The organism is Paenibacillus sp. Root52, assembly GCF_001426865.1.
Lineage (GTDB): Bacteria > Bacillota > Bacilli > Paenibacillales > Paenibacillaceae > Paenibacillus.
Genome location: NZ_LMFO01000001.1, coordinates 614,826 through 627,931 on the forward strand (window position 1 = coordinate 614,826; position 13,106 = coordinate 627,931).

Sequence of the window (13,106 nt, forward strand, 5' to 3'; positions counted from 1 at the left end):
CCAAGAGCTAATGCGGTTGATAAGACCGTATTAGCTTTTTTTGCTAGTAAATAAGGTGGAAAAGATAGCAGCATACTTATATTGAGAATCGCTAGTTTAGCGGGTTTAACTTTTTAATAGCTCAAAAAAAGCGGAACAGATCTCGTACTGAATACCAGTTTAGTTTTGACCTGCGACTAAAAAGAAGTAGACTTTTACATTAATCTCATATAAATTATTACTTATTAAAATACTTATTAAAAGAGTGATTTAAAAGTATGGAATTCACCAAACTGGTGAAAGAGAAAGAGGTGAGACCAAGTACATATGACAACGGTATATGATCAGAATCGAATGCTACGAAACATCTTATTCTTATTGTTTGCACTACCCGGTCTAGCCTTTGCTTCATGGGTGGCACGAACACCAGCCGTGCGAGATCAGTTGAATGTATCTACGTCGGGAATGGGAATGATCATTTTTGCTTTAGCGATAGGTTCACTTACAGGGTTACTTACTGCGGGATCGGTGATCATCCGAAAAGGTGCACGACTCGTTATTATCGTAAGTTCTATCATGATTGTATGTGGATTTATTGCTATAGGCGTAGGAGCAGCAGCGAAGACATTGGCCATTGTAATGATTGGACTATTCGTATTTGGAGCTGGCTTTGGTGCTGCCGAGGTAGGATTAAATATGGAAGGCTCTGCGGTGGAAAAAGCAATGGGCAAAGTTCTTTTGCCTGCCTTTCATGGCTTCTTCAGTGTAGGTACACTGGCTGGAGCTGCAATCGGGGTTGGAGCAGAGGCGATAAGGCTTCCTATTCTGATTCATTTTTTAATCTTAGCTCTGTTCATTTCAATAGCGCTATTGAGCTCTTTCCGCTATCTTCCGAAGGCAACAGGTAAAGAAATTGTCCCAAGTATTGATAATAGGGGAACTGCGCCCAAGAAGCCGCTACAAGTTTGGACGGAAAAACGAACCTTATTAATAGGTATTATGGTTTTAGGTATGGCGTTTGCTGAAGGATCGGCAAATGACTGGTTACCGTTAATTATGGTGGATGGATATGGGGTTAACTCATTAACGAGCTCAATTGTCTACGGCATTTTTGTAGGAGCCATGACCCTTGGGCGATTCTCGGGTGGCTGGGTCTTAGACCGGTATGGAAGAGTTCGTGTCTTAATGGGGTGTGCGATCTCAGCAATCTGCGGCTTGGTTCTTGTAATATGGGGTCAACATTATCTACTTGCTTCTGCTGGAGTTTTTCTATGGGGGCTGGGTGCTTCCTTAGGTTTCCCCGTTGGTTTGTCCGCAGCCGGTGATGATCCACAGGGCGCAGCAGCTAGAGTCGGTGCAGTAGCTACTTCCGGTTACATCGCATCATTGGTAGGACCGCCTGCTTTAGGTTTTTTGGGAGAGCATTATGGGTTGCTGAATGCCATGATTGCGGTATTGATTGGTGTGATGATCTCAGGGACATTGACCCGATCGGCTAGACCGATAGTCCCAGAATAAAAGCCCATTTACTCCATATTTATGATATAATACAGATCAAATAAGGCTTGTTACTGAATTTTCAGGCAAAACCTATGTATATACATGCTCAAAGTTTCTTTGAGTGTGTGTATATATGGGTTTTTTTGCGTTTATTGACTTGAATGCAAAGCAAGCATAATAGAAAGAGAAAGAGGATGATACACTTGAAGGAAAAAAGCAAAAGATTATTACCTATCAAGAAAGGACTTAGCATTTTCCACAAAATGAGTACTAAACTGATTGTAGCATTTCTTAGTGTTCTCATTATTCCAACTGCGCTGATTGGATATTATTCATATCAAAGTGCTAAAGACCAAGTTCAGCAGAAAATGACAGAGCCGATTAACACCATACTAACCATGACAGGGCAGAACATTGATAACATCGTAGGTGGAAAAGCAGAACTATTACATTTTATAGATACAATGATTGAACCTACCTCACTTACGGAGAGCGCAGATATAATTCATACCGAGTTGGATCGATTAACCTCTACATATCCTGATATTATTTCTATAACAATTGCAAACGAACAAGGGGAATATATAGCTGCCCCAGAAATTTCTGATTCGACTTATGATCCTCGTCAGAACGAGTGGTACAACAATGGAAAAAGCAATGATGGGAAGTTTTACTTTTCTAACATCATGAAGGATGAACTAACCGGTAAAATTGTTGTAGACATATCTAAATCTCTTAGAGAAGGAGAAGGTGTAGCTAGTATTAGACTCGACTTGGATGTTCTCGCAAAAGAGTTATCCATCGTGAATGTTGGCGGAAACGGAAGCGTGGTTGTCGTGGACTCCAATCGAACGATCGCAGCTTGGGCAGGTGCGATCACGCAAGGTGGAGGCGGCGAGCTTGGCGGAGAACTTGTTGGTGGAATTCCGCTCCAGCCCAATTCCGCTTTAAGCGATGATGAGCCTATGGCATTTTCCCACTTTGTCAGGACTGACCTTGCGTATGACTTGGAAGTCTATACTGGCGTCAATGCTTTAACTGGTTGGAATGTCATTGCTTTAATGGGGCATGAAGATTTTATAGCAGCAGCAAAACCGATTATGGTTACAAGCTATATTGTCATTAGCATTTCTGTTCTTATAGCAGGTTTGATTATATTTGTTATTCTAAGATCATTTATGGTGCCAATGCAAAAGCTGCGCACAGCTACCCGCAATGTCAGAGATGGAAATCTGTCTGCGCGAGTGGGACTCACAAACAAGGACGAATTTGGGCTATTGGCAGATGATTTTGACCAAATGACCATTACATTACAATCGGTTGTCGGTGAACTAAATCAGACATCATCTATGCTGAACAATTCTTCGCAAATGATACAAGAGAGCACAGAACAAACCACATTATCTGTTCAACATGTTACTGAGACAGTACAACAAACGGCGGAAACGGCTGTAATCGGAGCCGAAAATGCTGAACAAGCCGCAAATGCAGTTGAAGAAATGGCTCGAGGGATCAGCACAATTGCTGAGTCTGCAGGCGCAATTGTTTATTCAGCAGAGGAAACAGAGCGAGCTGTCGTGCTTGGTGGTACAACCATAACCAGTGTTCGAGAACAGATGGAACAGATTCTTGAAGCTGTCACAGAAACATCAGCATTGATTAACGAGCTGTCTACGCTCTCGACTGAAGCGAATCGAATGAATGAAGCCATCGCTGATATTTCTCGGCAAACGAATCTGCTGTCTCTAAATGCATCGATTGAAGCAGCGAGAGCAGGAGAGCATGGTAAAGGATTTGCTGTCGTTGCAGGTGAAGTTCGCCAACTTTCGCTGCAATCCAAACAAAGTGCAGACGAAATTGGGGAAACGATTGGTAAAATGTTTGATCTAATCGATAGATCAACTTCATTAATGAACAAAAAGGTTCGTGATCAAGTTGGTGAAGGCATGCGCGTAAGCCAAGAAGCTTCGGTTACCATATCGAATATTGAACAGTTTACTTCCCACATTGTCGGTCAAATTCAGGACATATCCGCTGTATCAGAGCAGTTATCGGCAAGCACAGAACAAGTTTCTGCTACAGTTGCCGAGATGGCTAACATATCTAAAGTTTCGGCTAGTGGTGCGCAGACTACATCTGCAGCAGCTCAAGAGCAAATGGCGGCGATGGAAGAGATCTCTTCATCCTCAGTAAAACTCGCCAAAATGGCCGAAGATATGCAAAAGTTGGTTCAACGTTTTACTGTGTAGATGGTACGAGATAACATACAACGGTGCAAAGTCTATGAGATAGTTTATTCTGCTGAAAATTAAAATTATGGAATACTTTTTGACTCTCTAAGAGGGATTTTAAAAAGAGTTGATCGGTAAAAGTCGCTATTAATCTAGCGACTTTTTTTTGCTATATATACGTAAGTTCTTGTCCCAACACAACGATAAGAAGCTGTACCGATTGCTTTGCTCATATCTAAGTTCGCTTTTTTCGAGATAATCGGCAATTATGGATGGGCTGTTGAGAAACGCACAGATCTTGAATTATTGACTATTGAAAGAAAACAGATCTTGTTTAAAATAATTAACATGAGTTGATTAAACAATTACAGTTCAATTTATTATTAGGAGGAATTTTCATGAAAGCAACAATGACAGTATCTATGAAAGATAAAGTGGTAATTGTAACTGGAGCAAAAGGTGGTATCGGACTGGCAACCGCACAATTATTTGCTAAAGAAGGTGCTAGCGTAGCTTTAGTGGATATAAATGAACCTAAACAAGAAGCACAAGACTTGATCAACGCAGGTTATCAGGCGATATCCATCCAATGTGATGTTTCGAATGAGAGATCTGTTGAATCCATGGTGGAGAAAACGGTAGCTACATTTGGAAAACTAGATTATGCCTATAACAATGCTGGTATTCAAAATGCTGCGACAGATACGGTTGATTTGAAAGAAGACGTTTACGATGATGTTATGAACGTTAATACGAAGGGAATTTGGCTTTGTATGAAGCATGAGTTGTTACAGTTAAGAAAGCAAGGGACAGAAGGCGCGATCGTTAATTGTTCTTCAATGGGTGGATTAATAGGTGTTCCCGAACGTTCTGTATACCATGCATCTAAACACGGCGTATTGGGATTAACGAAAAGTACTGCTTTAGAGTACGCTTCAAAAGGAATTCGGATTAATGCAGTTTGTCCTGGGATCATTGAAACGCCAATGGTAGAAAATATGTTAGCCACGGAAAGTGATGCCATGGATGAATTAATGAAACAAGTCCCCATTGGTCGTTTAGCGAAACCAGAGGAAGTAGCTTCCGTTGTCCTTTGGTTATGCTCTTCTTCCGCAAGCTATGTCATTGGTCAGGCTATATCCGTTGATGGTGGATATACGGTTCAATAATATAAATTAACCGAAAGAAATTATTGTGTGTTTGATAAGATAATCTAGATTCAACATTAGAAAATAACGGAAAATAGGATGAGCAATTTTTTGTTAACTTGCTCATCCTATTTTTAATAAATGACAGACAAATTTTCATTAGCCAAACATGCCAGATGTAAATTTACGCATTGAACATGGGACACATCAGGACATTCTGAATGAACTAGAGACGGGTACACTGCAGTTTTTCCCCTTCGCACCCAAAATGAGCTTTACTCACAGCCTGATTACTCATAAAAATCGAGAGTATAGCCACACCGCCAAAGGTTTCGAATCTGCACTCTTGGATTAATATCATCGTTAAATCGTTACCCTTCTTAAATAATCTTAAACAATAATTGAACCCGTGTTACATGGAGAGTATTGCTCACGTGACTTGATTGACGATGAGTTCCACTTTATAGTAACCTTGGCTTGAATGTATGGTTGTTGCTTTCTTGTTAGGAGGAGTGATCTACAATGAACAAGAACGTTAGTCAACGTGGGAGTACGGAATTAAGTATAGAAGCAAGCATGGAGAAGATTGGGCATATTTGACGGTAGCAAAGGAATCGAGGCATGAGATATGAGTAGCATGGCAAGAAAGAAAAGAATTAAGGTGAAAATAGGAGATATCTTCGCAATAAAGCTTGATCAAGATCGTTCTTGTTATGGACAAGTTATTTCTGAAGGAAGAACATCAGATTGTATGATCGTATATGACTTAGTAGCAACAGAACACCCAGCGATCAGTGAAATCACGTCAAACCCAATCATTTTCTTAATACAGACTGTAAACTCTAGAATTGAAGATGGCTTCTGGAGTGTGGTTGGAAATGGGCCAATACCAAGCATGACATATCCTTTGTACAAAGTAGAAACTGAAGATGGGTATATCCTGGTAGATCATAAGGGTGATATTGTGAATGATGATCCCCTTGCTTCGGAGATTGAAGAAGTTCCTGAATTAGAGCCTTGGTCGCCTGTTAGCCTAGAAAACGCGATTCGTGCTAAATTTCTAACAGGAGAATGGGATCCTTATTATAATGAGTTAATTTATATAGATTAGTTTGAGTTACCTTGATGTGCTAATCGCCTTCAAGGTTTTTTTGTTCTCTAACTTCACTATGACCTACTGACATTTCAATTTACATACTTACTTTCATACAATTGTTCATTTTGTGCTATTTATCATCATGATAATCCTAACGTATCAATCTTTCTCTACGTTACAATGACATCAGTATAAGACATGATTCAAATGAAGAGAGGAAGACTTTAATGTATACATTCAAAAAATATCAGAAACCTGAAGTTTTACAAAATCATTTAAATCTTGGCGGGGAAAATCCTGCAGGAGAAAAGATTGATGTAACAAGTTTATATATTACACGTAGTGGCAAGCCTTCTATTCCAGTCATGGGTGAATTTCATTATTCCAGATATAATCGAAACGATTGGTATAAAGAGCTGTGTAAAATGAAAGCAGGCGGCATTACGCTTGTATCTAGCTATGTGTTCTGGATCTACCATGAAGAGAGCGAAGGGGTATTCGACTTCTCAGGTGACAATGATCTTCGTGCTTTTATATTGGAATGTAAGAAGGCCGGGCTTGAAGCTGTCATAAGGATTGGACCATGGGCACACGGTGAATGCAGAAACGGAGGACTTCCGGATTGGCTGCTCCAAAAACCATTTAAGCTGCGTAAAAACAATCCAGAATATCTTAAGAAAGTGCGTACTTTCTATGAGAATATTTCGAAGCAGGTACAAGGACTTTTCTACAAAGATGGTGGAAACATCATTGCTGTGCAGTTAGAGAATGAGTTAACAAATGATGCTGAGCATCTAGCTACACTAAAAGAAATGGCTGTGGATTGTGGCATGATTGCCCCCATATATACGGTAACTGGTTGGAATGCCGTTGAGGGAGCGCGAATACCAGTAGATGAAGTGTTTCCTGTATTCGGAGGATACTGTGATGCTCCATGGGACGATCACCTAGATCAACTTCCGCCATCTCCTCATTATTTCTTTACGGGCATGAGAAATGACACCGGCATAGGAGCCGATCTCCTTCCTCAAGAACTTGAAGGCGATGGGCAGTGGCGATTGCCGTATGAACGATATCCATTTGCAACTTGCGAATTGGGCGGAGGTATTCAGGTTACACATCACCGCAGACCACGAATTAGAGGTATGGATATTTATAGCATATCGCTTGTAAAGATCGGTGATGGTAACAATCTGATTGGCTACTATATGTACCATGGCGGAACCAATAAAATTGGCAAGCTGTCGACTTTTCAGGAATCAAAAGCAACAGGCTATCCGAATGATTATCCCATTCTTTCATATGATTTTCAGTGTGCCTTATCGGAGTATGGCGAAGTTCGAGAGCAGTACAGGCTGTTGAATATTCTGCACTTGTTCGTACAGGACTTTGAGGAGACACTTGCACCGATGACCAGAGTGGAAGCTGAGAATTCAGTTTCAAGAGAGGATATTACATCATTGCGTTATGTGATGCGGACAGATGGTGTGAGTGGATATGTATTTGTTAATCATTATCAAAGGCTTTCTGAGCTTCAGGATGTGCGAAACGTTGTCATCGATACAGGCAGTGTCATATTCCCGTCAATTGATGTGTGTGGAGAAGTAAGTTTCTTCATGCCGTTCCAAATGGAGTTGTCGGGTATTGTTCTCGACTATGGCACTGTGCAACCGTTATGCAGAGAAGGAGATACCTACTTCTTTGCGCAAATACCTGGAATTACACCCGAATATCAATTCAGTGATGGACAGAATATAACAGCTCAAGCAGGGCTTGATTCTGCATTTCAGGTCAACGGCACTACAGTAGTTACCCTGAGCTGGGATCAGGCACGATATCTGCGCAGACTGGATGGAGAGCTTTATGTGGGCGATGGATGTGATCTGTACAAAGCTGATAACGAAATTCGTTCTGTGGAAGACGGTGGGTTTCAATATTGGCATTGGAATGGTGTAACATTTAATCAGAAATCCATTCAGCAATCTTATACAGCACCTGCAATTACGTTCGAAGATGTAGAACAGCCTCCATTTGAACCGAAACATACAGAGCAACTGCATATGGGCGGTGATAGAGAAGTTAAGTGGCAAAAGATCACCGTTACAGGATCCGAAGGATTCTTAGATATTGATTATTATGGCGATGTTGCACAAATTTACGCAGATGAAGAACTCGTTGCTGACAGTTATTACTACGGAGATGTGTGGAGAGTACCAGCAAGATTGCTGGCCGGTAAAGAATGTTACCTAGCGGTATCGGAAATGCGAAACGATTTCTATCGAGAATTTTGAGTGTAAGAACCGCTAAGTAGGGATGTTATACAGCAGATTTGAAAATATCGCAAATGTATTAAACAGCCTTCATATACCTTGAATTCAGGAATTTAAAACCAGGAACCTCCATTTGAGAGGATCCTGGTTTTATTTAAAAATGGTATAATTGAACGAGTCTAAGATTAGAACACAACATCCGCCAGATTACAGTACTTCAATATCGTATTGTTGTCTCATTTTGAAGGAGATCTAAGAGAAGCATGTTACCATTCAGGCTTTTTCATAATAAAGGCAAGATTGAATTACCTTTGTCATTATATAGCTGCGGATTACATCACCAGCACATGATGCATCGGCCTATTGGTTATCCAACATTTCAATGTATGATTTGCTTTGCAGGATCAGGTGCCTTTCATTTTGAGAACATGCCTTATATCAAGATGAGAAGGGGAGATATCTTATTTGTGCCAAGCAAACTCGCTCATGATTATGGCCCATCATCAACGGAATCCTGGCTATTAGGATATATGGGCATTGAGGGAAGCTTTGTTGAGTCCCTAGTTAACGCACTACAACTTCCAATGATGAAACCGATCTCAGTGAATGAACAAAAGATACAGCAGCTTGAATCAGATATCAGGGAGCTATGGCATGTAAGTGATCCTGAGGAGAGCGATCCTTATCATAAGGCCTCTACGAAAATATATAGTATGTTAACGTCCATCGCTACAACGACTCAATGCGAGAAACCAATGCAAAACTATCGAAGCACTACAAACGCGAAAGAGATGCTTCGCGCCTCGGTACAATATATGGAGCAGCATTATATGGAAAATCTAAGCCTTGCTAATATTGCCGATACGGTCGGTTATTCCAAGCAACATTTTCAACGTAAGTTCAAAGAGATATATGGCGTGAATCCCAGTCACTACCTGCAACGCCTTCGATTGCACAGGGGGGCAGAGCTTTTATCTGAACATTCAGAGTTGTCTGTAGGTGAGATCGCGACAATGGTAGGGATGGAATTAAACTATTTTGTACGTATATTCAAACGAGAGCATGGAATCACTCCTGCCAAATATCGATTCACGGTTTAGTAGCACCGAGTTTCTGTACAATAACGGCAAAGTACCCCATTGAAGTCGCTAGTTTAGCGGCTTTTTTGTTATATCAATTGTTGGAAAGGACATGAAAATGATGCTTGTATTCCCAGATTCCGATCATGGTTATATGCTGCCGTCGTAGAAGGTTGTAATTATGTAAATTTCAGTTGTAAATGATGATTTCGCGCTGATGTAATGATTTGTAAAATAAGGATATTAAGTAGAACAAGGAGAGGTTCTCATGACAAAACCAGATGTCCGACATCATCCTAAGACACCAGTCTATAGTCATAAAATTAATGATCCATTCTGGTCACACTATATTGAACTGGTGCGAAGTGTGGTTGTTCCTTATCAGTGGGAAGCGCTCAATGACCGTATCGAAGGAGCTGAACCCAGCCGAGCCATTCGGAATTTCCGCATTGCAGCAGGGGAGGAAGAGGGCGTTCATTATGGCATGGTATTTCAGGACAGCGATGTTGCGAAATGGATTGAGGCAGCGGCATACCTGCTCTCTGCGAAGCCCGACCCTGAACTGGAAGTCCTTGTGGATTCCGTTATTGAGACCATAGCCCGGGCACAGCAACCCGATGGTTATCTGAACACGTACTTTACCTTGCGTGAACCTGGGGCGCGCTGGACGAATCTCGCTGAGTGCCATGAACTATATTGTGCAGGACATATGATTGAGGCAGGTGTGGCGTATTATCATGCCACGGGTAAGCGCATGCTGCTGGATGTGGTTATTCGCCTGGCGGATCATATAGGCACTGTGTTTGGTACTGATCCGGGACAATTGCCAGGTTATGATGGGCATCAGGAGATTGAACTTGCGCTCTTCAAATTGTATGAGACGACACGGGAAAAGAAATATCTTGAATTGAGCTGTTATTTTCTGGATCAGCGCGGAGCGAGTCCGCATTTTTTTGTAGAGGAATGGGAACAACGGGGGCGTACCATACATTTTAGCGAGTTGGACATGGTTCACCGGCACACTTACTCGCAGTCCCATCTCCCCGTTAGGGAGCAGTCAACAGCAGAAGGCCATGCCGTTCGACTGGTTTACATGTGTGCAGCTATGACAGATGTAGCTGCTGAGACGGGAGATACATCACTGAGAGAAGCCAGTGAACGGTTGTGGAGCAACATTGTAAGCAAGCGAATGTATATTACGGGAAGCATTGGTTCATCAGCCAAAGAAGAAGCATTTACAGGCGATTATGATCTACCGGGAGATACGGCCTACGCAGAGACCTGTGCCTCAATTGGCCTGATCTTTTGGGCGAAGCGCATGTTGCAGCTGAATCAAGATAGCCGGTACGCGGATGTTATGGAGCGAGCCCTATATAATACGGTGATTAGTGGAATGTCCCTGGATGGTCAACGCTTTTTCTATGTAAATCCACTTGAAGTCGATCCGGAGATTCAACGTCTGAATCCTAATTATGCCCATGTAAGAACACGTAGGCAAGGGTGGTTCGGTTGTGCCTGCTGTCCACCGAACATTGCACGATTACTTGCCTCATTGGATCAATATGTGTATACCCCGGTTGTGGAACAAGCTACGTTGTATGTGCAGTTGTACATTGGCGGAGAAGCAGAATTCACACTTGAGGATAGAAGAGCATGGCTAACCATGGACTCTGACTATACCTCCACCGGAGAAGTTAAGCTGATTGTTCGACCTGACTCCTCGGAGGGAATGGAGTTTACAGTAGCTCTGAGAAAACCGGACTGGTGCGTGAATCCCGAGCTGTGGATTAATGGGGAGAACACAGATCAGGATGGGTTTATTCTTGAATCCGGTTATATGAAGGTGACCCGTACGTGGAAATCCGGTGATGAGATCAGGCTTCACTTCCCTATGGAATTGCTGCGAATGAAAGGGCACGATCACATCAGAGCCACTTTCGGTAAAGTAGCCTTACAGCGGGGACCGTTTATGTATTGTCTCGAAGAAGTCGATAATGGCCGCGGATTGCATCGCATTCAGCTGCCTCGGGATGCCCAGTTTTCTGTTGGTAGCGGGGAGCGGATGCCTCTGGGGGTTCCGGCACTTACAACTATTGGTCGGCGAATGGTATCCGATGAAGACTGGGGAATACATTTATATCGCAGTGATGTTCAATGGGATATCCAGCCAGCCGAGCTTCGCTTCATTCCATACTTTACTTGGGCCAACCGGGATGAAGGAGAAATGAGCGTTTGGATTCGGGAGTGCGAATAAAGGGACTATCTAACAGGATGATAGAGTGTGAGTGAACGAAACTGGCTAGGTAAGCTTACGTTGAAAAGTAATTCTTTAATTGATAAGCAAAGAGGGAAGCGTCTGATACACTCAGAGATCGCGTTGCAGGATAACGTAATTTCTGGTGAGCGGACGCTTTTTTATTTTTCAGAGCATCCGTCCTGAATGAGTCGTTGATTTAATTTCTGTGTTGGTGAACTTGCTGCGGAAGTTGGAAGGAGAGATACCCTCTCTTTTGGCAAAACAGGAAGAGAAGTAGGATACGTGATTGAAGCCAATCTCTTCTGCGATCCGGGCAACGGGCCAGGCGGTTTGCAGCAGCAGCTTTTTGGCCTGTTCAATTCTGTAATGTAGCAGATATTCCATAGGTGTCATCCCATACACTTTCAGCATGCTGCGTGCGAGATAGTTTGGATGGTAGTTGAGTTCCTTTTGCAGCATCGGATTGGAGATCGGTAGAGGGTAATTGCGACGGATATAGAGTTCAACTTTCTCGGCAATCCGGATGGCAGCAACGTCGGATAGTGAGGACAGCCCAAGGTCCAGGTGCTGCATAAACTGCTGAAAAGTCGCCTGCCGTTTCCAATTGCGCATGGACTGAGGCTCCTGATCAAGCTGAGAGAAATGCTCTAACAGTTCCATATCTTTAGTTGTAATACGCATATGTTTGGGGATGAAGATGGAACAGACATCACAGTGATTCAGATACGCACTTACCTTGTGTGTCTGAATTAGTTCGGCTTGATTAGCTAGGCATTCGTCCATGTTCGAAGACTCTCTCCAGCTGCCATAGGTTTGAAAATGAATCCAGATCATTTCCGTTTCTGTCTTACAGGCAGCGTAGCCGTAGTGATGACCATCGGGCTTAAGTATGAGTGCTTCTCCTTGCTTCAGAAGCCATTCTGTCCCGTTCTCACTAATGGCGAGTGAACCGCTTGTAACGACAATTAGATCAAATACACCGATGTCACTGCGGCTGATGTGATATTCACCGGCTTCGTAATAAGCACGTCCACAATCAATAAAATAGGGAATAGGCGGGGTGATGAAATGAAGAATGGGCGAGTCCAATCCGGCACCTCCGATCAGGTTGAAATATTTAAAATTCATGTTGGCATCGAGCATTTATTTTTTATGATACAACAAGTATCATTGAAAATAAAGCGCTTACGAAACTGAGTTTTCTATTCTTAAACGGCTCCTGTATGAATTAAAGGCTGTACCGAGTTTGGTATCTTTTTCCGCATTATGGTGCCACTTATGGCACCGGCGTTTGGTGCAATTGCATCTTGCAGGCTATGAACAGCCGGAATAACTTTCTGTGGCCACTCATTGTGCCGCGGACAATGGGACAGTTCACCCTACCGATCGGGCTGGCTTCCTCCGTTATCCCCGCTGGGCAACCATTATGAGGAACTGATCTCAGGAGCCGTGCTTGCCATTGTTCCCATCTTGATTCTGCTTCTATTCTTTCAGCGCTACTTCATCTCAGGGCTCACAGTCGGTGAGGTGAAAGGTTAAAGCAAAC

Annotated in this window: 9 protein-coding genes and 1 pseudogene; 9 read left to right on the forward strand and 1 reads right to left on the reverse strand. The window is 42.6% G+C overall.

Translation table 11 applies throughout. The features are described 5' to 3' along the window. Positions 1-306: 306 nt before the first annotated feature. From ASD24_RS02635 to ASD24_RS02665, 8 genes are all read left to right on the forward strand, one after another. Complete coding sequence (locus tag ASD24_RS02635; protein WP_056691084.1) at positions 307-1,497, forward strand: MFS transporter; 1,191 nt, start codon at positions 307-309, stop codon at positions 1,495-1,497. 245 nt (positions 1,498-1,742) lie between these two features. Beyond that, complete coding sequence (locus ASD24_RS02640; protein ID WP_235540291.1) at positions 1,743-3,728, forward strand: methyl-accepting chemotaxis protein; 1,986 nt, start codon at positions 1,743-1,745, stop codon at positions 3,726-3,728. 380 nt (positions 3,729-4,108) lie between these two features. Further along, on the forward strand, positions 4,109-4,879 hold the full coding sequence (locus ASD24_RS02645) for an SDR family oxidoreductase (RefSeq protein WP_235540293.1): 771 nt from the start codon (positions 4,109-4,111) through the stop codon (positions 4,877-4,879). A gap of 148 nt (positions 4,880-5,027) precedes the next feature. Then, the gene (locus ASD24_RS30865) at positions 5,028-5,213 is read left to right on the forward strand and encodes a hypothetical protein (RefSeq protein WP_156395299.1); all 186 of its coding nucleotides are present in this window, start codon (positions 5,028-5,030) and stop codon (positions 5,211-5,213) included. A gap of 282 nt (positions 5,214-5,495) precedes the next feature. After that, positions 5,496-5,969 (forward strand): Imm26 family immunity protein, encoded by a 474-nt coding sequence (locus ASD24_RS02650; protein WP_056691087.1) that lies wholly within the window; start codon positions 5,496-5,498, stop codon positions 5,967-5,969. A 212-nt stretch (positions 5,970-6,181) separates the two neighbouring features. Next, positions 6,182-8,245, forward strand: a complete 2,064-nt coding sequence (locus ASD24_RS02655) for a beta-galactosidase (RefSeq protein WP_056691090.1) — start codon at positions 6,182-6,184, stop codon at positions 8,243-8,245. A 329-nt stretch (positions 8,246-8,574) separates the two neighbouring features. Continuing rightward, a complete protein-coding gene (locus tag ASD24_RS02660) occupies positions 8,575-9,324 on the forward strand; it encodes an AraC family transcriptional regulator (RefSeq protein WP_268795309.1) in 750 nt (249 codons plus the stop codon). Positions 9,325-9,571: 247 nt separating this feature from the next. Continuing rightward, positions 9,572-11,557, forward strand: coding sequence for a glycoside hydrolase family 127 protein (locus tag ASD24_RS02665; RefSeq protein ID WP_056691095.1), 1,986 nt, complete (start codon positions 9,572-9,574; stop codon positions 11,555-11,557). A gap of 168 nt (positions 11,558-11,725) precedes the next feature. Here ASD24_RS02665 and ASD24_RS02670 read toward each other — a convergent pair whose 3' ends face one another. Further along, entirely contained in the window at positions 11,726-12,688 is a 963-nt protein-coding gene (locus ASD24_RS02670) for a helix-turn-helix transcriptional regulator (RefSeq protein WP_235540297.1), read from the reverse strand. A gap of 105 nt (positions 12,689-12,793) precedes the next feature. Between ASD24_RS02670 and ASD24_RS30660 the strand changes: the two are divergent. Then, positions 12,794-13,099 (forward strand): annotated as a pseudogene (locus ASD24_RS30660) (arabinose transporter permease); the annotation flags it as partial. Between the last annotated feature and the right edge of the window lie 7 nt (positions 13,100-13,106).